This is a genomic window from Streptomyces sp. SX-6 (assembly GCF_059089585.1).
Genome location: NZ_JBTHHU010000006.1, coordinates 268,540 through 291,028 on the forward strand (window position 1 = coordinate 268,540; position 22,489 = coordinate 291,028).

22 protein-coding genes are annotated in these 22,489 nt (G+C 72.1%); 15 read left to right on the forward strand and 7 right to left on the reverse strand.

All coding sequences use genetic code 11. The annotated features are described in order from the left end of the window. Positions 1-72 precede the first annotated feature (72 nt). The 12 genes from ACV530_RS10145 to ACV530_RS10200 all read left to right on the forward strand — a co-directional run bounded on the left by ACV530_RS10145 (position 73) and on the right by ACV530_RS10200 (position 12,919). Positions 73-1,302 (forward strand): glycosyltransferase, encoded by a 1,230-nt coding sequence (locus ACV530_RS10145; protein ID WP_494331988.1) that lies wholly within the window; start codon positions 73-75, stop codon positions 1,300-1,302. Further along, on the forward strand, positions 1,299-2,012 hold the full coding sequence (locus ACV530_RS10150) for a PIG-L deacetylase family protein (protein WP_494331989.1): 714 nt from the start codon (positions 1,299-1,301) through the stop codon (positions 2,010-2,012). The genes ACV530_RS10145 and ACV530_RS10150 overlap by 4 nt, the downstream gene beginning before the upstream one ends. 75 nt (positions 2,013-2,087) lie before the next feature. Then, positions 2,088-3,335, forward strand: a complete 1,248-nt coding sequence (locus tag ACV530_RS10155) for a nucleotide sugar dehydrogenase (protein ID WP_494331990.1) — start codon at positions 2,088-2,090, stop codon at positions 3,333-3,335. Positions 3,336-3,367: 32 nt separating this feature from the next. After that, entirely contained in the window at positions 3,368-4,579 is a 1,212-nt protein-coding gene (locus ACV530_RS10160; protein WP_494331991.1) for a glycosyltransferase, read from the forward strand. A gap of 125 nt (positions 4,580-4,704) precedes the next feature. Beyond that, the gene (locus ACV530_RS10165) at positions 4,705-4,866 is read left to right on the forward strand and encodes a hypothetical protein (RefSeq protein WP_494331992.1); all 162 of its coding nucleotides are present in this window, start codon (positions 4,705-4,707) and stop codon (positions 4,864-4,866) included. A 29-nt stretch (positions 4,867-4,895) separates the two neighbouring features. Continuing rightward, entirely contained in the window at positions 4,896-6,593 is a 1,698-nt protein-coding gene (locus tag ACV530_RS10170; RefSeq protein ID WP_494331993.1) for an MDR family MFS transporter, read from the forward strand. Between the two features lie 148 nt (positions 6,594-6,741). Further along, the gene (locus ACV530_RS10175; RefSeq protein ID WP_494331994.1) at positions 6,742-6,996 is read left to right on the forward strand and encodes a hypothetical protein; all 255 of its coding nucleotides are present in this window, start codon (positions 6,742-6,744) and stop codon (positions 6,994-6,996) included. Between the two features lie 10 nt (positions 6,997-7,006). Further along, positions 7,007-7,171: a hypothetical protein gene (locus tag ACV530_RS10180; protein WP_494331995.1), complete on the forward strand. Its 165-nt coding sequence runs from the start codon at positions 7,007-7,009 to the stop codon at positions 7,169-7,171. Between the two features lie 56 nt (positions 7,172-7,227). Beyond that, the gene (locus tag ACV530_RS10185; RefSeq protein WP_494331996.1) at positions 7,228-8,385 is read left to right on the forward strand and encodes a sensor histidine kinase; all 1,158 of its coding nucleotides are present in this window, start codon (positions 7,228-7,230) and stop codon (positions 8,383-8,385) included. Positions 8,386-8,579: 194 nt separating this feature from the next. Then, a complete protein-coding gene (locus tag ACV530_RS10190; protein ID WP_494331997.1) occupies positions 8,580-10,043 on the forward strand; it encodes an NAD(P)/FAD-dependent oxidoreductase in 1,464 nt (487 codons plus the stop codon). Between the two features lie 247 nt (positions 10,044-10,290). Next, the gene (locus tag ACV530_RS10195; protein WP_494331998.1) at positions 10,291-11,796 is read left to right on the forward strand and encodes an FUSC family protein; all 1,506 of its coding nucleotides are present in this window, start codon (positions 10,291-10,293) and stop codon (positions 11,794-11,796) included. Positions 11,797-11,863: 67 nt separating this feature from the next. Next, complete coding sequence (locus ACV530_RS10200; RefSeq protein ID WP_494331999.1) at positions 11,864-12,919, forward strand: lactonase family protein; 1,056 nt, start codon at positions 11,864-11,866, stop codon at positions 12,917-12,919. Between the two features lie 74 nt (positions 12,920-12,993). Here the strand turns inward: ACV530_RS10200 and ACV530_RS10205 are convergent, their stop codons facing one another. The 6 genes from ACV530_RS10205 to ACV530_RS10230 form a co-directional block, all read right to left on the reverse strand. Continuing rightward, complete coding sequence (locus ACV530_RS10205) at positions 12,994-13,956, reverse strand: sirohydrochlorin chelatase family protein (protein WP_494332000.1); 963 nt, start codon at positions 13,954-13,956, stop codon at positions 12,994-12,996. 107 nt (positions 13,957-14,063) lie between these two features. Continuing rightward, on the reverse strand, positions 14,064-15,020 hold the full coding sequence (locus ACV530_RS10210; protein WP_494332001.1) for an N-acetylglucosamine kinase: 957 nt from the start codon (positions 15,018-15,020) through the stop codon (positions 14,064-14,066). Positions 15,021-15,028: 8 nt separating this feature from the next. After that, positions 15,029-15,706, reverse strand: coding sequence for a uracil-DNA glycosylase (locus ACV530_RS10215; protein ID WP_494332002.1), 678 nt, complete (start codon positions 15,704-15,706; stop codon positions 15,029-15,031). A gap of 42 nt (positions 15,707-15,748) precedes the next feature. Further along, complete coding sequence (locus tag ACV530_RS10220) at positions 15,749-17,098, reverse strand: FAD-dependent oxidoreductase (protein ID WP_494332003.1); 1,350 nt, start codon at positions 17,096-17,098, stop codon at positions 15,749-15,751. 63 nt (positions 17,099-17,161) lie between these two features. After that, positions 17,162-17,779: a TetR/AcrR family transcriptional regulator gene (locus ACV530_RS10225; protein WP_494332004.1), complete on the reverse strand. Its 618-nt coding sequence runs from the start codon at positions 17,777-17,779 to the stop codon at positions 17,162-17,164. A 271-nt stretch (positions 17,780-18,050) separates the two neighbouring features. Further along, positions 18,051-18,824 (reverse strand): TVP38/TMEM64 family protein, encoded by a 774-nt coding sequence (locus ACV530_RS10230; protein WP_494332036.1) that lies wholly within the window; start codon positions 18,822-18,824, stop codon positions 18,051-18,053. A 147-nt stretch (positions 18,825-18,971) separates the two neighbouring features. On the opposite strand from ACV530_RS10230, the gene ACV530_RS10235 reads away from it, so the two are divergent. Continuing rightward, positions 18,972-20,096 (forward strand): GTP-binding protein, encoded by a 1,125-nt coding sequence (locus ACV530_RS10235; protein ID WP_494332005.1) that lies wholly within the window; start codon positions 18,972-18,974, stop codon positions 20,094-20,096. Continuing rightward, positions 20,093-20,938 (forward strand): spermidine synthase, encoded by an 846-nt coding sequence (locus ACV530_RS10240; protein WP_494332006.1) that lies wholly within the window; start codon positions 20,093-20,095, stop codon positions 20,936-20,938. Before ACV530_RS10235 ends, ACV530_RS10240 begins: the two co-directional genes overlap by 4 nt. Positions 20,939-20,941: 3 nt before the next feature. Here the strand turns inward: ACV530_RS10240 and ACV530_RS10245 are convergent, their stop codons facing one another. Further along, positions 20,942-21,955 (reverse strand): DUF8017 domain-containing protein, encoded by a 1,014-nt coding sequence (locus ACV530_RS10245; protein ID WP_494332007.1) that lies wholly within the window; start codon positions 21,953-21,955, stop codon positions 20,942-20,944. 73 nt (positions 21,956-22,028) lie between these two features. On the opposite strand from ACV530_RS10245, the gene ACV530_RS10250 reads away from it, so the two are divergent. Next, positions 22,029-22,481: a DUF4442 domain-containing protein gene (locus ACV530_RS10250; RefSeq protein WP_494332008.1), complete on the forward strand. Its 453-nt coding sequence runs from the start codon at positions 22,029-22,031 to the stop codon at positions 22,479-22,481. The last annotated feature ends 8 nt before the right edge of the window (positions 22,482-22,489 follow it).

Genomic DNA, 22,489 nt, shown 5'->3' on the forward strand with positions numbered 1-22,489 from the left:
TCACCGCACGAAAAAGAATTCACGAATTCACTTTCCGAACGACAGCCATCCCATGCGAAGAGGGTCAGCTTGATGAGAGTTCTTTCGACGGTCACCGGCTCCCAGGGCCACGCGCGCGCGGTGCTGCCGCTGCTGCGCGGGCTCGTCGACGCCGGTCACGAGGTGATGGTGGTCCTGCCCGAGCACCTGGCGACGGTGTTCGACGGATCGGGTGTCCGGGTGGAGCCGGCGATGCCGAACCTGGTCGACGCCATCGTGGAGGAGGTCGGCAAGATCCTGGCGGGCGGAGGTGACCTCGAGCTCAAGCCGGAGGACTTCGCCGACATCCGGATGAAGATGATGATGTTCGCCGCGGGCCCGCACGTGACCCGCTCCTACCGGGCCGCGCTCCCGTTCGCCCAGGAGTTCAAGCCGGACCTGATCGTCCGCGACGGCGGCGAGCTCTCCGGCGTACTGATCGCGGAGACGCTGGGCATCCCGCACATCTCCGCCCCCTCCGGCACCGGCAACGTCGTCGACCCCGAGGGCGCCAACTGGCTGCTCAACTCGCGGCGCAAGGAGGTCGGGCTGCCCGAGCAGACCGACAAGTGGTCGATCTACGCCCACGGCAAGGTCGACTGTGTGCCGCACGCCTACTCGTTCGCCCAGTACGACGTGCCCCCGGCGGTCGCCTACCGCCAGCCGATGCTCGGCGCCCAGCAGACCACGCTGCCGGCCGAACTCGCCGATCTTTCCGGGGACAAGCCGATCGTCCTGGCCTCGGTGGGCACCTCGCTCCCGGTGCTGCTCGAGATGCAGGAGCGCGGCATCGGTCTGCCCGACGGCATGCTCGACCCGGTCGAGACGCTCTACATGATCATCGAGGCGCTGTCGACCGTGGACTGCCACGCCGTGATCTCCACGGGCGGGGTCTCCGTCGAGGGCGCCAAGGTCGGCCCGAACGTCCACATCATGGACTTCGTCCCGCAGCCGCTGCTGCTCGAGTGCACCCAGCTCTTCCTCACCCACGGCGGCTACAACGGCATCCGCGAGGGCATCCGGGCCGGCGTCCCGATGGTGGCGCTGCCGCAGTTCGGCGACGAGGCCCACAACGCGGGCCGCCTGGCCGAGCTCGGCATCGGCGAGTGGATCACCGATGTCAGCCCCGAGGGCATCGCGAAGGTCGTCGAGCGCGTGCTGAACGACCAGAAGATCCACGACAACATCCGTGCCGCACAGCGCCAGATGCTCGGCCTGCCGGGCGTCGAGTCGGTCGTCGCGCACCTGGAGTCCCTTGTGGACGGAACCGCGGCGCAGCGATGACGGGCACCCCGACGGCGCTCGGCCTCCAGCCGGGCGACCGCGTCCTGGTCGTGGCACCGCACCCCGACGACGAGACCATCGGCCCCGGCGGCACCCTCGCCCGGCTGGCCTCCGAGGGCGTCGAGGTCCACGTGCTGTGCGTCACCGTGCGCGCGGCGAAGATGTGGGGCAGCTCCAGCGAACCGTCCGTGCGGCACCAGGAGTTCGAGAAGGCCTGCGCCGCGCTCGGTGTCAAGAGCAGCACCATCGCCTGGGTCGACCACACCGGCGAGATGGACGTCTGCAACCGCCAGCGCGACCTGGTCGACCTGATCGAGCGTCACGAGGAGGTCTCCTTGTCGACGGTCAGGCCGGACGCCCTGTTCATCCCCTCCGCGGGCGGCTACCACCAGGACCACCAGGCCGTGCACCGCGCCGCGTTCGCCGCGGCCCGGATACAGCCCGCCGGCCTGAAGCCCACCCCCCGCATCGTGCTCGGCTATCGCGGGGTCGAGGACCGCTGGTCCGCCATGAACGAGTCCTGGTGGGTGCACGTCGACACCTCCGGGCACTGGCAGGCCAAGCACGAGGCGCTCCAGGCCTACGGAACGCAGATGCGCTCCAGCGGGCCGCGGTCCATCGAGCAGATCCGCGGCATCGACGCCGCGACCGGCTCGTCCTGGAACTGCGCCTACGCCGAGTCGTTCGTGCCCTACCGCCTCGCCTACTGACGAGCGCGCTCCCAATTTTTCTCGCTTTTTTCTCGCTTTTTTCTCGCTTCACCCGTGGAAATCAGGAGGTCTGCCATGGGGAGCCTTCACGTCGGCATGGTCGGGATCGGCTATGCCGGACTGCCGCTGGCCGTCGAACTGGCCAAGGCCGGCAACGAGGTTGTCGGTTTCGACATCGACCCGCGCCGGGTCGGGGCGGTGAACGACGGCCGTTCGCCGGTGGACACCGTCACCGACGCCGACATCCGGGCGCTCGACGGCCGGCTCACGGCGTCCACCGACCCGGCGGTGCTCGCCGAGTGCTCGGTCGTCGTCGTGTGCGCGCCGACCCCGGTCCACGGCGACGAGCCGGACCTGGGGCCGCTCACCGGCGCGGTCGAGGCCGTGGCCGGACAGCTGCGCGCCGGGCAGCTCGTCATCGTCGAGTCGACCACGCATCCCGGCACCACCGACGGACTGCTGCAGCCGATCCTGGAGAAGTCCGGGCTGCGCGCGGGCGTCGACTTCAACCTCGCCTACTCGCCCGAGCGGATCGACCCGGGCAACTCCCGTTACCGGATCGGCAACACCCCGCGTGTGGTCGGCGGCCTGACCTCCGCGTGCGGCGAGCGCGCCGCGGAGTTCTACCGCCAGGTGACCACGGTGCACATGACCCGGGGCATGCGCGAGGCCGAGGCGGCCAAGATCCTGGAGAACACCTACCGCCAGGTCAACATCGCGCTCGTCAACGAGTTCGCGCAGCTGTGCCACGGCATGGGCATCGACGTCTGGGACACCGTGGCCGCGGCGTCGACGAAGCCGTACGGCTTCCACCCGTTCTGGCCCGGTGCCGGCGTCGGCGGTCACTGCATACCCGCCGACCCGCTCTACCTGATCCACCACGCGGGCACCCTCGGCATGGCCTTCAAGATGTCCGAGACCGCGCACCGGGTCAACGAGAGCATGCCCCTGTGGGTGGCCGACCGGATCGTCAAGGAGATCGAGCAGCGCGGCACCGCCATCGGTGACGCGACGGTCCTGCTGCTCGGCGTGACGTACAAGCCGAACACGGACGACACCCGGCACACTCCGGCCGCGCCGATCGCCCAGGCGCTGCTCGAGCGCGGGGCGAAGGTGGTCTGCCACGACCCGTACGCCGACGGCCTGAGCTGGCCGGGCGGACGGATCGAGGGGGTGCCGGACCTGCAGGCCGCGATGGACGAGGCCGACCTGACGGTGCTGCTGCAGCGGCACGACCTGTTCGACCTCGAGCTCATCGCCCGTGCGGACCGCCTGTTCGACACCACGGGGTCCCTTCGCACGGAGCACAGCGTGCTCCTCTGAGCACGCCCGTCCCCCGAACTCTGGAGTATCCGATGCGCGTTCTGATCTCGGTCACCGGCTCCGTCGGCCATGCCAACGAGATGCTGCCTCTCGCCCGGGCGCTGTCCGCCAAGGGGCACGAGCTTCTCGTCGTCACCACCGAGCGGCTGGCCCCGCGGTTCGCGGAGTTCCCGGAGGTGCACCCGGTCCTGCCGAGTCTCCTCGAGAAGTTCGCGCCGGTCCTCGAGATCCTGCGCTCGGGTGCCGAGCCGCCCCGGGAGCTGATCGCCCAATTCGCCGACATCGCCGGGCAGATGGCGTGGGTGGACACCGCCCCGCACGTCACCACGGCGGTACGGGCAGTGCTCCCGCTGGCGAAGCGGTTCGGGCCGGATCTGATCCTGCGCGACGGCGCGGAGCTGGCGGCGTGCCTGGTCGCCGAGGCCCTGGACGTCCCGTTCGTCTCCGTGCCGTCGGGGGACGGCAATGTGCTCGACCCGGTCCGCGTCCTCGGCCCGCTCAACGAGCGGCGGGCCGAGGCCGGACTGCCCGCCCAGCGGGACCCGCAGTCGATCTACCGCCACGGACGGATCGACTGCGTGCCGGCGGAGTTCTCCTTCGCCATGTTCGACATACCCCCCGCGTTCTGCTACCGGGAGCCGTCGGCGGACGGACCGCTCCGCGAGCTGCCCCCGGAGATCGCGGACCGGCTCGCCGGACGGCCGCTCGTCCTGGCCACCGTGGGAAGCGAGTTCGCCACCACGCAGGAGGCCCTCGACGCCGGGCTCGGGGTGACCGGCGACGGTCCCGACCCGGCGGAGATCCTCCGCATGCTCGCCTCGGCGCTGTCCGCGCTGGACTGCTTCGCGGTGGTCTCCACCGGCCGCCTGGCGGTCGACGGACTCACCGGGTCGGACAACGTGCTGGTGTCCGACTGGGTCGACCAGCCGCTGCTCCTGCAGCATGCTTCCCTCTTCGTCTCCCACGGCGGCTACAACGGCACCCGCGAGGCGATGGCCTCGGGCACGCCGGTGGTCGTGGTCCCGCAGGACGGCGAACAGGAGCACAACGGGCGCCGGCTGGAGGAGCTCGGCCTCGGCCTGCTCGCCGCCGAGCCCACCGCGGAGGCCGTGGCCTCCGCATGCCGCCGGATCCTCTCCGACCCCGGCTACGGCGCACGCGCGGCTGCCGTCCGCACCGCGATGCGGGCGCTGCCCGGGGTCGAGGAAGTGGTGGCACACCTCGAATCGCTCGCCAAGGGCTGAGCTCGCCAAGAGTCTCGCCAAGGGTTGAGACGGGATCCTCCCGGAAGCCCACCCGCGGGTGGTCGCGACTCCACCAGCCGCCCGGCTAGCGTCGGATCACGACCTCGTCGAAAGGAAGATGACCGATGAATCTCGCCGCTGCGGTGGACCAGCCGGTGAACCTGGCTCTCGATTCCGAGTCGCTGATGAATTTCGCCCTGCTCCGGTTCGGGCTGATCGTCGGTGGCGTACTCGTGCTGGCGATCGTGCTGTTCGGAGTACTGATGGTTATGAAGCGCAAGCGCTGAGGGCGCTCGCGAGGCAGGAGAAGTGAAGAGTGGCCCAGGCGACCGGACCGTCCGCTGCTGAGGAAGAGGAAAAAGAGGCCGCGAAGGCCCGGCAACACCGGCTGGTGATGGCCGTGTTGCCGGGCCTCATCGCGGGCATGTTCCTGTCCGCGCTCGACCAGACGGTCATGAGCACGTCGATCAAGACCATTGCGGACGGGCTCGGCGGGCTCAGCCTGCAGGCCTGGGCGACCACCGCGTATCTGGTCACCTCCACCATCGCCGCCCCGATCTACGGGAAGCTCTCCGACATCTACGGCCGTAAGCCGGTCTATCTGGTGTCGATCGCCCTCTTCCTGGCGGGCTCGCTGACCTGCACCTTCGCCCAGTCGATGTATCAACTCGCCGCATTCCGGGGCCTTCAGGGGCTCGGTGGCGGCGGGCTGATGGCGCTCGCCTTCGCGATCACCGCCGACATCGTTCCCCCGCGCGACCGTTCGCGGTACCAGGGGTACTTCATGGGCGTGTGGATCGCGGCGAGCATCCTCGGGCCGACCGTGGGCGGCGCCCTCGCGGGCACCGACAGCATCCTCGGGATCACCGGCTGGCGCTGGGTGTTCCTGGTCAATGTCCCCATCGGTGTGGTGGCGATGGTCATCATCGCCAAGGTCCTCGACCTGGATCACCGCCGCAAGGAAACGAAGATCGATATCTGGGGCGCGGTCACCATCACCGTGGGCCTCGTACCGCTGCTGGTCCTGTGCGACCACGGCCGGGAGTGGGGCTGGGGCTCGGCGGCCACGCTGGGCTCGCTGGCCGTCGGGCTGCTGGGCCTGGCGGCCTTCGTCGTCGTCGAGCGGCGGGCCGGCGAATCCGCGCTCATTCCCCTGCGGTTGTTCCGCATCTCCACCTACAGCACCGCCATCCTGACCGCCCTCACCGTGGGCGTCGGCATGTTCGGCTGCATCTCCCTGGTGCCGCTCTATCTCCAACTGGTGCGCAACGCCACCCCGATGGAGTCCGGCCTGGTCATGCTGCCGATGATGGCCGGCATCATGATCGCCACGGTGGTCTCGGGAGCGCTGATCTCACGCCGCGGGCGGTACAAGATCCTGCCGGTGATCGGAGCCGCGATCACCGCCGCCGGCATGTTCGCCTTCTCCTTCATCGGCGCGGACACGCCGTTGTGGGTGCCCCTGGTCGTCGTCGTGATGTTCGGCATCGGCATCGGCAACTGCACCCAGGCGGTCACCGTGGCCGTGCAGAACGCCGTACCGCCGCGCGACACCGGAGTGGCGACGGCCTCCCTGATGTTCCTGCGCGAGATGGCCGGCGCCCTCGGTGTGGCCCTGTTCCTCTCCGTCGTCTTCGGCACGCTCCGCGGCAACATCTCGGCCGCCGTGGGCGGCAGATCCGCCGACCCCGCGGTCACCGCGGCGGTCCACGACCCCGCTGTCGCCTCCGCGCCGCGCAACAGCGCCTTCTTCGACCTGCTGCACGGCAGTACGACGGTGCCCTCGGACTCGACGTTCCTCAAGACCATCGACCCGGTGCTCGTACGGCCGTTCCGCGAGGGCTTCGCCTCCTCCCTCCAGACGGGATTCCTGATAGGCGCGGGAATCATGCTCCTCACCCTGGTACTCGCCTTGTGCCTCAAGGAAGTTCCCCTGCGCGAACTCAGCGTCTCCGAGCTGATCGCCCAGGAGGAGGCGGAGGCGGGGAAAGCCTCCTCCCAGGGCGGCGAATAACGGAATCGGGTGGACGTGGAAATCCACCCGGGTCCACCTGAAGCCCACCCGGGAAGCACCTCGTCCGGCCGGGTACCCGGGGTAGTGTCGAAGCAAGATCTTCGGAAGGAAAAGCACGATGACTTTAGCTCTGAGCAGCGGTGGACTGATGAACTTCGTACTGCTGCGGTTCATTTTGATCGCGGCCGGTGTCGTCGTGCTCGCGGTGATCGGATTCGCGGTGCTGATGATGCTCAAGCGCAAGGGCGCCATCAACCAACAGACGTTGAACAAGGCGCGCGATCAAGTCGGGCCCATCGCCCGCAGCGTGATGGAGAACAGGCAGAATCTGCGACGCGGTGGCCGCGGCGGTCTGCTGAGGACCATCTTCTCCGTCCTGAACGACCAGAACCGGCGAAGGTGAGCACGGGATCATGATGAGCTACTTCCTCGCCGAGGCCGCCAAGAAGGACGACGACGGAGAGCTGCTCCAGCACCTGCTGCTGGACAAGCTCTGGAAGATGGGCATCGTCGTCGCGGCAGTGATCATCCTCCTGATCGCGATGGTTATCATCTACCGCAGGGCAGGCCGTCGCTGACCGTCACAGTCGGGACCGGCGGCAAGAGCAGCAGCAACAGCCGGTCGGGAGAGACGGTGCACGCCACGGGCGACCAGCAAACCGATTCAGACACGTTCGCACCTGCAAGCCTGGTCATGCAGGTCATCGGTTTCGGCCTGTTGGTCGGGACCCTGGCCACGGCCCGGGAGGGCTCCGTGGCCATGTGGGTGGTCTACGCGGCCTCCCTCGTCCTGTGGTGCGTCTTCCACTTCCTCGTCGAGCAGCGGCCGCGGCTGGCCGGTGCGGCCCTGGTGGCCAGCGCCGCGCTGCCCGCGGCGGCGGCCGGCTGGGCGCACGACTCCACCGCGGTGATCATCGTCAGCGTCGTGCTCGGCCGCTTCACCGCCTGGCGCCAACCGAGAGCGGCGGCCCTGTGGTTGGTGGACGGAGGCTGCCTCGTACTGACCCTGGCCAGCGCGGCCGCGGGCGGTACGGGACTGGGCGACCTGGCCGGCTACACTCTCATGGTCTCGCTCCTCGCCCTGCTCGGCCTCAACCAGCGCCAGTACCAGCTGCGCGCCGAGCAGGCCGAGCAACTGCTGCACCAGGCAACGCTCATGCAGCAGGAACAGGCACAGATCGCCGTACTGGGGGAGCGGGCCCGGATCGCGCGCGAGATCCACGACGTCCTCGCGCACTCCCTCGGCGCGCTGACCGTCCAACTCAAGGCCGCCGACTCGCTGTTGGAGAACGGCGACATCGACGCCGCGCGCGCACGCGTCCAGCGCTCCAACCGGCTGGCCGACCAGGGGCTGGCCGAGGCCGGCTCCGCCGTCGCCGCACTGCGCGACGACGTGACCTCGCTCCCGGAGATGCTCGAGGAGTTCGTCGAGCAGTTCGGGCGCGACCACCACACCGTCGTCCGGCTCACCACCACCGGAGCGGCACGACCGCTGCCCTCGGGCCCCACCGTCGCCATCGTCCGCGCCGCCCGCGAGGCTCTCACCAACGCGGCCAAGCACGCGCCCGGAAGCGACGTGACCGTCGGACTGGACTACGGCGCGGGCACGTTGCGGCTCGAAGTGCGCAACGACGTACTCAAGGCGGGCAAGTTCGTCGACGAGGCGCCGCCCGTGTCCGGATACGGGCTCACCGGGATGCGGGAACGGCTGGCTCTCGTCGGCGGCACGCTGGAGGCGGGGCTCCAGGACGGCGGCCGCGTCTGGCAGCTCGCCGTCGAGGTGCCCGCCTGACCGGCGGCGCGGAGCTCGCGGAGTTCTCTGTACGGGGCCCCCACCTGCCCTGTTACCGGTGCGACTGGGGCACCTAGGGGTTGGCCGGGTCATGGGGCCCGCCTAGTTTTGGCGACGGAAAAACGCAGGCCGGTTCGATGTCCGGAAATCGCCCCTGCGCCTCGATCGCCAGAGCCAGCTCAAAAGGGAGAACCGTGAGCGCCAGTCCTATCGATCAGAAAGCCTTTGATGTCGTCGTCGTCGGCAACGGAGTGCTCGGTCTCTCGCTCGGCCTGACGCTGGCCCGTCGGGGTCTCGGCGTCGCGCTCATCGGCGAGGCGCACCGCCCGACCGCCGCCACCACCGCGGCCGGTGCGATGCTCGGCTGCTTCGGCGAGGTCACCACCACCCTGCTGAAGTCCGAACACGGCCGCACCAAGCTGGACTTCGGTGTCCGCGCCGGGAAGATGTGGGACTCCTGGGTGACCGAGCTCGACGGCGACGCCCCGGGCGCACAGGTCCGCAGCGCCGACGGAACCGTCGTCATGCTCAACACCGTCGGCACCGCCGACATCGACGACGACAACTTCGCCGCCATCCGCAAGACGCTCACCCAGTACGACGAGCCGTTCGAGGACGTCGAGCCCGCCGACATCGAGTGGCTGGATCCCGACCCCAACGCCCGTCCCCTGCGCGCCATGTTCATCCCGGGCGAGCACGCAGTGAACACGCCCGTGCTCCTCGAGCGTCTCCAGGCCGCGTTCGTGCGGCGCGGCGGCACCCTCGTCGAGGACACCGCCGTCCAACTGCTGCACGGCGAGGGCCGCGTCAGCGGTGTCGTCCTCGCCTCGGGCGAGCGGCTGTCCAGCGCGAAGGTCGTCGTCGCCGGCGGCGCGCGCTGCCAGGAGCTCATCGACACCATCCCCGAACTGGCCGCGCGGATGCCCCGGCTGGTCAGCGGCTACGGCGTCTCGGCGATCATGCGCACCGAGGGCATCAGCGGCCCGCGCAGCGTGCTGCGCACGCCGAACCGGGCGTTCGCCTGCGGCCTGCACGTCCTGCCGCGCGGCGAGGGCGAGGTGTACGTCGGTGCGACCAACGTCATCTCGCCGGAGCCCGTCACCACTCCCGCCATGGGCGACGTCCTCTTCCTGCTCGAGTGCGCGGCCCGTCAGGTGCGGCGCGAGCTGTGGGGCAGCGGCGTGCACAAGCTCCAGGTGGGCAACCGGCCGGTGTCGCTCGACGGCTTCCCGCTGCTGGGCGAGACCGACGGCCTCGACGGCCTGTGGATGATGACCGGCACCTACCGCGACGGCCTGACGCTCTCCCCGCTGCTGGCGGAGGAGATGACGCGCCGCCTGCTCGGCGAGGAGCACGAGCTCGACTGGGACGCCTTCAAGCCCGTCCGCAAGCCCATCGCCTCGGGCACCCGCGAGGAGATCGTCCAGACCGCGGCCGCCCACCTGCTCGCCACCGGGTACGAGTACCCGTGGCGCCTGCCCGTGATGTACCCGATGGTCATCGAGGCCGGCTTCCAGAACGCGTTCTCCGAGTGGGCGGACGAGCTCGACCCGGAGTTCACGCCCCCGGCCGAGCTGCTGGCCGTCTCGCGCCGGCTGTACCCCGTGATCGGCAAGTGGCTGCGCGAGTACTACGCGGCCAGCCGGTCCGCCGCGTGACCGCACACCGGTGACGCCTCGGCGCCCTTCCGGCCGGCCTTTCCCCCTCGCCGGCCGGGAGGGCGCCATTGGCCCTTTCACGGCCTGCTGCACTCCTTCCGGACTGTGCCAATGGCACAGCATTTCCGGCCTCTCTTGAGCCACCAGCCGACATGATGTTGTGATGGTGCCGTCAATGGCGCTGCGGGATTCCGCGGCGCCTTTTTCATGCCGGTGTACTGCCGGTGTGCCGAAGGGGCGGGAAGCAGTGCTCAAGAGGGTGTTCATGGCTCCGGACCCGGGGCTGTTGCGGTTGCGCAGCGGTGCCCGGGCTGTACTCGGAGTCGGCCTGGCGGTGGCCTTCTGCGGTCTCGCCGGACACTCGCTCGTCGCGGCCATCGCCGGCGGGCTCGCGGCCATGCTCGCCCTTTTCACCGTCACCGACGCCACCGTGCGCGGCCAGGCGGTCACCACCGTCCTGCTGCCCGTGGTCGGCTTCCCGGTGCTGGCCCTCGCGGCGGTGCTGCACGACTACCCGCTGCTGCGGGACGCGGCCTTCCTCGCCGTCGTGGGGGCGGGGGTCTACGCCCGCCGCTGGGGCGCGCGCGGCCACTCCCTCGGGGTGTTCGCGTTCATGACGTTCTTCGAGACGCAGTTCCTGCACACGGTGCCGGGCCAGCTGCCCGAGCTGTACGCCGCCGTCGCCCTGGCCCTGGTGACGTCCTCCGCCGTGCGGTTCGGGCTGTGGTGCTACGAGCGGCGCCTGCCGCCCCCCGCCGCGCCCGCGCCGCCGGGCGGGAGCGGCCTGGCCCGGACGACCACGCGCCAGGCGGTGCAGGCGACCCTTGGCGCCGCCTTCGCCCTTTCCGCCGGGCAGCTGCTGTCCGACCAGCGCTGGTACTGGGCCGTGGGCGCCACCTGGTGGATCTTCGTGAACACCGCCTCGCGCGGCGAGACCCTGGTCCGCGGCTTCCGGCGGATCCTCGGCACGCTGATCGGCATCGCCATCGGGATGGTCGTCGCCCTTCCGCTGAACGGGGCCCCCGTGCCCACCGCGGTCCTCGTCGCGGTCTGCGTCTTCGGCATCTTCTACACGTCCGCCGTCTCGTACACCTGGATGATGCTCTCCGTCACGGTCATGGCCGGGCTGCTCTACGGACTCCTGGGCGTCCTGGACCCCGGGCTGCTCGCCCTGCGGCTGGCCGAGACCGGCGTCGGGGCCGTCGGCGCGGCCCTGGCCGTACTCCTCGTGCTCCCGGTGACCACGCACGCCACCACCGACGCCTGGATCGGGCGCGCGCTGCGCTGCGTCCACGTCTGTGCCGCCGAGGCCGCCGCCCGCCTGGCCGGCTCCCCGGCCGCGGACCCCGCGCCGCACGTCGCCGAGCTGGAGCTGCTGCTCGGCCGCGTACGGCTCTCGCTGGGCCCGCTCGTCCACCCGCTGAGCCCCCTTCGAGGCCGCAAGCACAAGGCCCGCCGCGTGCTCGCGCTCCTCGACGACTGCGCCCGCGAGGTCCGCGGCCTCGCCTCGGTCGCCGCGGACCCGGAGGCCTCCCACGACGACCGCCTCACCGCCGCGTGCCGGCGCGTGGAGGCCGCCGTCGAGGCGCTGACCGCACCGGAGCGGACCCGCGACACCGAGGCCGCCGTCACGGCCGCACCACCGGCCCCGGCCCACCCGGCGCTCGCCCATCTGCACGGCCTGGAGCGGGCACTGGCCGAGCTCGCCGCACCGCTGTACAGCGCCCGTCCCTCGCCGCTGGCCGGGACCTGACCGGCGGTGGTGTCAGTGGCGCGGTATAGCGTCGGACCGCAATGGTGCCGAGGGGGAGGATCGCGCGATGACCAGCAGCGCACGCCGGGGCCGGTGGGCCTGTACCGGGTCGTTCACGGAGGCGGGAGGCCTCGGCCTCACCGTCGCGGAAGTCGACGGCGACACGGGCGCGTTGAGACCCGTGTACTCCACCGACGCCGTCGCGAACCCGTCGTTCCTCGCCCTCGCCCCCGGCGGCGACGTGCTCCACGCGGTGAGCGAGACCGAGGACGGAGCCGTGGCCGCCTTCTCCCTCGCCGATCCCGCACGGCCCGAACCGCTCGGCCCGCCCGTGCCGGTGCGCGGCGACGCCCCCACGCACCTGGCCCTCGCCGGCGGGCATCTGTTCACCGCCAACTACGGCTCGGGCAGCGTCAGCGCGCTCCCGCTGCGCGCGGACGGCACCGTCGGCGAGCCCGCTGCCGTGCTCCGGCACCACGGCAGCGGCCCGGTGTCCGCCCGCCAGTCGGAACCGCACGCGCACGGCATCGCCCCCGATCCCTCCGGCCGCTGGGCCCTGGCCGCCGACCTCGGCACGGACTCGGTGTGGACGTACGCGCTCGACCCCGTCACCGGCATGCCGGGCCCGCACCGCGAGACGCCGCTCCGGCCGGGGTCGGGGCCCCGGCACCTCGTCTTCCACCCGCGCGGCGACCTGGTGTACGTCCTGGGCGAGCTGGAGCCCACCGTCACCGTCTGCCGGTGGGACGCGGAGACGGGCGGCCTGGAGCCGGTGGGGGAGACCCCCGTGGTGCCGCCCGGCACCGAGGGGCCCGTGTACCCGTCGGAGCCCGTGATCTCCGCCGACGGCCGGTTCCTGTGGGCGGCCGTCCGGGGCCACGACACCATCGCCACCCTCGCCCTCGACGGCTCGGGCGAGCGTCTGGAGCTGCGCGACAGCACCGACTGCGGCGGCCACTGGCCGCGGCACCTGACCGCGCACCCGGACAGCGGCATGCTCTACGCCGCCAACGAGCGCTCCGGCGACGTCACCTGGTTCGCCGTCGACCCCGGCACCGGCATACCGCGTCGCACGGGCGCGGTCGAACTGCCCGCGGTGTCCTGCGTCGTCTTCTTTTCCTGAGCCCCCGGAACACCTTCAGGAATGCCGAAGGGGCCTCCCACAGGAGGCCCCTGCAAGCGGTCACCGGTCACCGGTCAGCGCAGCGGCGCGGCCTGCTGCGCGTTCTGGGGCGTGATGCCCAGCACGGCCATGTACTTGGCCAGCACGAGCCGGCCGATCGCCGGGTACGCGTCCAGCGGTGCGGCCGCGGCGCAGCCCGCCTCCTTGGCCGCGATGGCCGGGAGCGCCTCGTCCGCCTCGGGCCCGATGAGGCAGGGGGCGAGCGCCAGGTTGCGGGAGCCGGAACCGCGCAGCTGCTCCGCGGCACGGGCCACGGCACCGTCCTCGTCCAGCGCCGCCGCCAGCACCGGCACCGCCAGGCGCGCGGAGAGCAGCATCCCGGTGATGCCCGCCGCCTGCACCGCCTCCGCGCCGCCGACCGTGGCCAGCACGATGCCGTCCGCGGCCGTTGCAACTGTGAACAGTCGGGCGCGGTCGGCGCGGGCCAGGCCGGCCTCGGAGAGCCGCACGTGCAGGGCCTCGGCGAGCAGGGGGTGCGGGCCGAGCGCGTCCGTGAGCTCGAAGGCCGAGCCGCTGCTCACCACCGATTGGCGTATGCGGCGCAGGACCGCGCTGTCGGGCCCTGCCAGCAGCGGCACCACGACGGCCGCGGGCCCCTCGGCCCACGCCGCGGCGGAGGACTCCCCGGCAGCGTCCCCGGCGGCCTCCTGCGCGGCCTGCACGGCTTCGCGCGTGCGAGCGGCGTGCACGGCCGCGGCGTGGGTGAGGACGGCGTCCAGCGCGGGGCAGCCCGGCTCCTCCTGGGCGTCCACGTAACCGATCCGGGCGTCGAGGCCGGGCAGCTCGGAGCGGGCGATGCTGAGGATCTCCTCGGCGAGACGGCGCGCGGTCGGGCCGGATGCGCCGGGTACCGCCAGAACGAGCGGGGGCGCGGCCGCCGGCGCGGTCACGGGCTCCGGCCTCCGGTGCCGTCCCGGCTGGCGGGGACGGGGCATTCGTACAGGCAGGCCGGAGGCGGGTCCAGTGGAGGAGCTCATGGCGCCGCATGTTAGTCGCTCGGAGGACTCGGCCGTTCGGGTGGGGGTTCCCGGACGCCGTCTGTCCGAATTTATTCGGTGTTTCATACGACGACCAGAGGGTGTGTTCAGTCGATGACGCGCAGCAGTGTCGTGTCGAGGGGAAGCAGCAGACGGTCCGTCACCAGGGCCTCCGCCACCCGCAGGGCTCCGTCCAGTGGCTCGCCCGAGGCGGTGGACGACCGCACTTGAGGGAGTTGCATGTGCAACTCCTCGTCCAGTGGCTCGAGCAGCGGAGGCCCCATCTTGAACAGCCCGCCCGTGAGCGCCACTTCGCCCCCCGCCCGCGGGCAGACCGCCGCCGCGGCCCCGGCGATGTGCCGCGCGGCCTCCCGGAGCACGCCCGCGGCCACCGGGCAGTCGGCCGCGCAGCGGGCGACCTCGGGTGCGAAGGAGGCCAGGACCGCGGGCCGGTCGGCCCGGGGATAGAGCGTGCCGGGCAGCCCCGCCGGCGCCCCGAACACGGCCTCGAGGCGGGCCAGCAGTGCGGCCGAGCCGCCGGGACGCCCGTCGTGCGCGCGCAGCGCCGCCTCGAGCCCGGCCCGGCCGATCCACGCGCCGCCGCCGCAGTCGCCGAGCAGATGCCCCCAGCCGTCCGCGCGCCGCCAACCGCCGCCCGGATCCAGGTCCGTGCCCAGCGCCACCAGCCCGGTGCCGCCGGCGACCACCGCGCCCGGGCGCTGCCCGAGCGCTCCCGCGTACGCCGTCACCGCGTCGGAGGCCAACGCCAGCCGCCGCACGCCGAGTTCCGCGCGCAGCGCCCCGGGCAGCACGGCGCGCAGCTCCTCGCCGAGCGAGGCCATACCGGCGGCCCCCACACAGGCGGCCTCACAGTGCTCCGCACCGGCCCGCCGGAGCAGCTCGCGGGCGGCGGGCAGGACGCCGCCGAGCAGCTCCCGTGCGTCGATGCCCCGGCCGCCCGTGGCGGCGGGGACGGGCGAGGACCACCTCAGCGCGGCCCCCTCGTCTCCCACGGGGGCGAGGGCGACCCGGATCCCCGAGCCGCCCGAGTCGACTCCCAGCACGTGGGGGGTTATGGCAACCGCCAGTCCACCGGGGCCGAACCCTGCTGCGTGAGCAGGTCGTTGGCCCGGCTGAACGGCCGTGAGCCGAAGAAGCCGCGGTCGGCCGACATCGGCGACGGGTGGGCGGACTCCACGCACGGCACCCCGCCCAGCAGCGGGCGCAGGTTGCGGGCGTCCCGCCCCCACAGGATCGCCACCAGGGGCCGCCCGCGCGCGACCAGTGCCCGGATCGCCTGCTCGGTGACCTCCTCCCAGCCCTTGCCCCGGTGGGCGGCGGGCTTGCGGGGAGCGGTGGTCAGCGCCCTGTTGAGCAGCAGCACACCCTGCTGCGTCCACGGCGTCAGGTCCCCGTTCGACGGCCGGGGCAACCCCAGGTCGGAGTGCATCTCGCGGTATATGTTCTCCAGACTGCCGGGCAACGGCCGTACCTCCGGCGCCACGGAGAAGCTCAGGCCCACCGCGTGTCCCGGTGTGGGATACGGGTCCTGGCCCACGATCAGTACTCTCACGTCGTCGAACGGCTGCTGGAAGGCACGCAGCACGTTGGCGCCCGAAGGGAGATAGGTACGGCCTGCGGCGATCTCGGCACGCAGGAAGTCGCCCATGGAGGCGATCCGCTCGGCCACCGGCTCGAGAGCCTTGGCCCAGCCGGGTTCGACAATTTCATGCAAGGGACGTCCAGCCACGGTGCGTCACTCTAGTGGCTCAGCACGCGTCCGCACGAACCGTCAGCTCCTGCCACGGGCCGCGGTCAGCAGCCCGTCCCAGTCGGGGATCTTCACCGTGCTGCGCCCCAGCCGCCGTCCCAGCGCGTTCTCGGCCGCCTCGATCCCCAGCCAGCCCGGCCACTCCACCGGTTCCAGGCCCCCGTCCCGCAGCGCCCCGGCGGGATCATCCGCCGGGCGCCGGGCGAGCAGCAGCTCCCGGTCGGCGAGCAGGGAGTTCACGGTCTCCTTGGCGCACGGCCGGTTGGTGCCGATCACCCCGGTCGGCCCGCGCTTGATCCAGCCCGCCACGTACTCCCCGGGCGACGGCACGCCGTCGCGCAGGACGCGCCCCGCCGCATGCGGGACCGTCCCGTGCTCGGCGTCGAACGGCAGCCCCGGGATCGGCACGCCCCGGTAGCCGACCGAGCGCAGCACCAGCTGGGCCTCGATCTCCTCGAACCGCCCCGTGCCGGTCACCCCGCCACGGGCGTCCACGGCGGTCCGCTCGAAGCGCACCGCCCGCACCGCGCCGTCCCCGAGCAGCGCGACGGGCCGCAGGAAGAACCGCAGGTGGATACGGCGCCCGAGGCGCCGGGGCCGCTGCTCCGCCCAGCCCCGCAGCACCTCCACATTGCGCCGTCCGGCGGCCGGGAGCCCGGCCGGGTCGTCCCACGCGGGGTCGAGCGCCGCCTCATCCGCCCGTACGAGCGTCTCCGCCCCCGGCAGGGCGCCCAGCTCGCGCAGCTCCTTGGTGGTGAACTTCGCCTGCGCCGGGCCGCGCCGGCCCACCATGTGAATGTCCGTCACCCGGCTCTCGGCGAGCGCGGCCAGGGCCGCGTGCGGTACGTCGGTGGGTCTCAGCTCCTCCGCCCCGCGCGCCAGTACACGTGCCACGTCGACCGCCACATTGCCGACGCCGATGACGACGGCGGAACGTGCGGGGAGCGCGAAGACGTCCGGCGCGGTGTCCGGGTGGGCGCTGTACCAGGAGACGAAGTCCGTGGCCGAACAGCTGCCGGGCAGGTCCTCGCCGGGAATGCCGAGCCGCCGGGCGGACGCCGCCCCCACGCAGTAGACCACCGCGTGGTACAGCCCGAGCAGCTGCCCGGGCGTGACCTCCTGCGGCCCGTCGCCCACCCGGACATTGCCGAGGAAGGTGATCCTCGGGTGCTCCAGGGTCATGCGCAGCTGGTGCTGCAACGACTTGATCTTCTCGTGGTCGGGGGCGACCCCGTAGCGCACCAGCCCGTACGGGCAGGGCAGCCGGTCCAGGACGTCCACGCTCACCTCGGGGACGCTCTCCTGCGCCACGAGTGCCTGGGCGGTGTAGACACCGCTCGGACCCGATCCCACGACTGCGACGCGAAGCACGGAGGAACTCCTTCCGGCAGGTGCGTCCAGCATCCCATCGCGGCTGCGCGGCGGCAGCGGAACTCAGACGCCGCGTCGCGACGGTTCGTCCCCCGGCGGGACGCCGAGCTCCCACGCCAGCCCGTAGCGCTGGAACAGTTCGGCGCGCAGCCGGTCCATGGGCATCGGCGCCCCCGGCAGCAGCACGGCCACGACCGAGCCCATGAGCAGGGCGCGCAGCAGCCGGTAGTCGGTCTCCGGGTCGGACGATCCGTACCGCGTGACCGTGTCCCGCAGCAGGAACGCCAGATGCTGCTGCTCGGGGCATTGGATGAAGCCCTCGGCCTGGAGTATCCCCGCCATGTGGGTGCGCATGAGCCGGGGGCGGTCCCGTGCGAGGCCCAGGATCGCGTCTATGGCCCGGGCCAGCAGCTCCCGGCCGTCCCGGGCGGTGGGTTCCCGGCCCAGGCCGGCGGCCAGCTCCTGGTGCATCAGGCGGTGCACGGCGGACTGCAGCAGCTGGCGCTTGCCGGGGAAGTAGTAGGAGACCAGGCCGCGTGCGGCGCCCGCCCGGTCGGCGATGTCGGCGAGCGTCGTCGCCTCGTACCCCCGCTCGCCCACCAGCTCGATGGTTGCCTGGAGGATCCGCTCGCGTGACCGGCGGCGCATCTCCTCATTGACCGACGCGCTGCGCGGGGACATGCTGTAACTCCTGCGTTGACTGGCTCCGGGCCAATATACTCAGGAGAGTGCCGGTTGTCCCGCCCGCTGAGCAGGGCGGATTCCGGTGTGTCCGCCGGTTTCGGGCGGCGCGGGGGACCGTCCGAAATTGGCGGACTTTTGCTGGGCAACAGGCCAGACGGGCCACATTCCGCCAGTGATTTCACGCCACCGATCTCACGTCACGCCCGCGCGATCCGTACGTCACGTTGTCGTCCCCGCCCCCTGTCACGGGCTGCGGGGACGACGCGTCTCACGAGGCGCGCCGGCGGCGGGGGAGGGACAGGCGGCCCCGCTTGCGCCAGGCCACGACGACGGCCGCCAGCCCGGTGACCGCCAGGAACGCCGTGGCGGCCAGGAAAGCCGGCGAGGTGGGTGACGCGGCATGCCGGCCGGCGATCACATAGGCCATGGTGTTCGGCGCACAGCCCAGGGCGGTCGCCAGCAGGAACGGGGACCAGCCCACGCGCGTGACCGCCGCGCAATAGTTCGCCGCCGCGAACGGCACGCCGGGGAACAGCCGCAGGGCCAGCACCGAGCGGAAGCCGTGCCGGCTCAGCTGCCGGTCGATCGCGGCCGGCCACCGCCCGCGCATCAACGGGCGCAGCGCCTGCTGCCCCAGCAGCCGCCCCAGCCCGAAGGAAACGGCCGAGCCCAGCACCGTGCCCACGAGCGCCACGGCCGTGCCGGCCTGGGTGCCGAAGAGGGTGCCCGCCGCGAGGCTGATCACCGGGCGCGGCACGAAGGCGGCGGTACACAGCCCGTAGACCACGGTGAACAGCACCAGCGTCGCGGGCCCCGGTGTCCGGGCGGCCATGCCGTCCGTGAGCAGCCGCTCGGGGTGGCAGGCCAGGACAGTCGTCACCGCCGCGGCGAGCAGCACCACGAGCAGGGCCAGGCGGGACCAGGGGGACAGCAGGGCACGGGCGCAGCGCTCGGCGGGGCCGCGGGAGGGCGCTGCGGGATCGAGCACTGCGGGATCGAGCACCGAAGGAGCGTAACCGACATGGAGAACCGACGGTGTGATCTTTGGATCAGGTGAGGGCGCGGTGCCTGCCGTGTCGCTTTGGGCTGCGAAAACCGTTCGACGTGCCCATCCCGGTCGGCGAGCATCAACTCCATGTGCCGGCCCGCTTCTTGTGCGTCAGCGCCCGCGGTCGCGGGCAAGCGAGCCATGCCCGCACAGGTGTACCGGCGCACGAAACCGCATCTGAACATCGGCACCCTGGGGCACGCCGGTCACGGCAAGACCCTGCTCACGTCCGCCGTCGCCAAGGTCCTCGGCATGCCCCGGGACGCGGGGCGGGGACGTACGGTCCGTGCCGCCCACCTCGAGTACGAGACGGACACCCGGCACTACGCCCATGCCGACCTGCCGGGGCATGCCGGCTTCGGCAAGAACCTGATCGCGGGGGCGGCCGGGCTCGACGGGGCGATCCTCGTCGTCTCGGCGCTCGACGGGGTCATGCCGCAGACCGCCGAGCACGTGTTCCTCGCCCGCCGGCTGGGCGTCGAGCACATCGTCGTCGCGCTCAACAAGGCCGAGGCCGGCGCCCCCGAGCGCATGGACCTCGCCGAGCTGGAGGTACGCGACCTGCTCGCGCGGCACGGCTATCCGGGCGGGCTCACCCCGGTCGTCCGCGTCTCGGCACTGCGCGCGCTCGCGGGGGACCCGTGGTGGACCGGGGCGGTCGAGGCGCTGCTGGACGCCGTCGACACCTATGTGCCCCTGCCGGTGCGGTACACGGACGCGCCCTTCCTGCTGCCGGTGGAACGCGTGCTGTCCCCCCGCGGCCGAGGCACGGTGGTCACCGGTGTCGTCGAGCGCGGCACGGCCCGCGCCGGCAGCCATGTCGAGGTGCCGGGAGTACGCGGCCGGGCTCTCGTCGGCGGGCTGGAGACCTTCGGCAAGCCCATGACGAGCGCTCAGGCGGGCGACCGCGTGGCACTGCTGCTGCACGGGGTGCGGCAGCAGGAGGTACGGCGCGGGGACGTCGTCGCCGCGCCGGGCAGCGTCACACCGGCGCGGCACTTCGCCGCCCGCGTGCACCTGCTGCCGGCGGCGGAAGGCGGCCGCCGCACCCCCGTGCCCGCCGGCCACCGGCCGCAGTTCCACCTGCGAACGGCCGACGTGCCCGGCACCATCGAGGCTGTCGGTCTCGGCGACACCGTGACGACGACCGTGGCCCTGGACCGCCCCGTCCCCCTCGAGCCGGGCCTCGCCTTCGCGATCCGGGAGGGCGGCCGCACCGTGGGCGCGGGCACGGTGACCACGGTGGTCGGCACAATGGGGGAGTGAACGAACCGATACCCGTGACACGGGACGTGGACTGGGGCACCGCCAAGCTGATGCCCGACGTGGACCGTGCGCGGGCCTGGCTGCTGACGGTCGAGGGCGCGCCCCAGTCGTACGTGGACCTGGACGACCCGACGCATCTCGAGTTCGAGTACGCGCAGCGGATCGGGCACGTCCTCGACGCCGCCGCCGAACCGGGGCGGCCGCTCGACGTGCTGCACCTCGGCGGCGGCGCGCTCACCCTGCCCCGCTACACCGCCGCCACGCGTCCCGGTTCGCACCAGCTCGTCGTCGAGGCGGACGGCGGGCTCGCCGCCCTCGTCACCGAACACCTGCCGCTTCCGGCCGGATCCGGCATAGAGGTACGGGTGGCCGACGCCCGCGCCGCCCTCGAGGCCGCCCCCGACGCCTCCGCCGACGTGATCGTCGCCGATGTCTTCGGCGGCTCCCGGGTGCCCGCGCACCTCACCTCGCTCGAGTACGCACGCTCCGCCGCGCGCGTCCTGCGGCCGGACGGGCAGTACGTGGCCAACCTCGCCGACAGCGCGCCGTTCACCTTCCTGCGCACCCAAGTGGCCACGTTCGCGGCCGTCTTCGGGCACCTCTGCCTCATCGCGGAGGCCCCGGTGCTGAGGGGCCGCCGCTTCGGCAACGCGGTGCTCGTCGCCTCGCACGCCGAACTCCCGCTCGCCGCCCTCGCCCGCCGCACCGCCGCCGACGCCTTCCCGGCCCGCGTCGAGCACGGCCCCGCCCTCGCCCGGTTCACCGCCGACGCGAAGCCCGTGGGCGACGCGGAGGCGACCGGCTCACCGGAGCCGCCGAGCGGGGCGTTCAGCGTGGGGTGACGGTCAGGAGGACTTGAGCGGGCGCAGCGAGCTCATGATCTTCTTGACCGTGTCCTCGGGGACCTCGTCCTTGTCCCCGAGGACGCCGTAGAACACCCAGGTCGCATAGTCGCCACTGGTGTCCTTGTAGGTGACCGTGTAGGCCTTGCCGTCGGTGTCGCACTTGCCGGTCTTCTTGACCCCGGTGACGGTGGCCGAGGCGGAATGGCCGGTGATGCCGTAGTCACTCTTGAACGGCTGGGCGCTGGTCTTCGCGAACTTGCCGGTCTTCTTCTGGTCGAAGCCGGCCCACACCCAGTTGAGGGCCTCCGTCTCGGCGGCATCCCCCTCGCTCTTCAGACCCTGGGCACCCTTGGTGCCGACCGCGGCCCTGCTGCTGTTCTTCTCGCACACGTCCTCCTTGTAGATGGCGGGTGCCGTCATGGTTTCGGCGGCCGGGGGGAGGAGGGCGTCTTTATCCTTTTTGGCGGTGCTGTCGGGGATGATGTGCATCATCCCCGGCGAGTCGACCTTCCAGTCCGGCGGGACGTCGAAGGCGTCGTGCCGCTTGGGGTTGACGACGGCCTGCCAGCCCTTGATCACCGGCTTGACCGAGCTGCCGTCGCCGCGCGGATTGTCCTCGGGGCCCTCGGTGTTCTGCTGGCTCGGGGAGGCGGACACCGAGGCCGACTGCGACGGCTTGGGGTCGTCCTTGGCCGAGGTCTTCTTGTCGTCGTCCTTCAGTACCACCACGCCCGTGATCACCGCCGCGGCCACCACCGCCAGCGCCGCGCTGATGGCGATCACCGCGGTGCGCTTGTTGCGGCCACCGCCCGGGGGTTGCTCCCCGCCGCCCGTCGCCGCCGGGGCGGACCACTGCGGTGCGCCGGGCTGGGCGTACGGGTTGGGCTGCTGCTGAGGCTGCTGGTAGCCCGGCTGCTGGTAGGGGTTGGGCTGCTGAAAGCCCGGTTGCTGGTACGGGTTGGGTTGCTGCGGGTTCTGCTCGCCCCCGTTGGCGGGCTGCTGTCCTGGCCACATGGGCGAACAGCCTAGAGGGAGCCGGTGAGGAAGGCCCTTCCGGCTAGGGCTACCGATGGGTAACATCGCGCACATGACTGTTGAGAACCCGTCGATCGGCGCGATGCTGGCTGCCACGGTGCCGATGGTGCGCACCCTGAACCTGGAGTTCCTGGAGATCTCCCCGGAGCGTGCGGTGCTCCGGCTGCCGGACCAGCCCGAGTTCCACAACCACATCGCCGGCCCGCACGCGGGCGCCATGTTCACCCTCGCCGAGTCGGCCAGCGGCGCCATCGTCCTCGCCGCGTTCGGCGACCAGCTCTCCCGGGCCGTGCCGCTCGCGGTGCGGGCCGAGATCGGCTACAAGAAGGTCGCCAAGGGTGTGGTGACGGCAACTGCCACGCTGGGACGGCCGATTGCCGACGTGATCGCGGAGCTCGACGCGGGGCAGCGGCTGGAGTTCCCGGTCAGCATCGCCATTCAGCGTGAGGACGAGGCGGTCACGGGCGAGATGACCATCTGGTGGACTCTGCGCCCCAATTCATGACCTCTGCC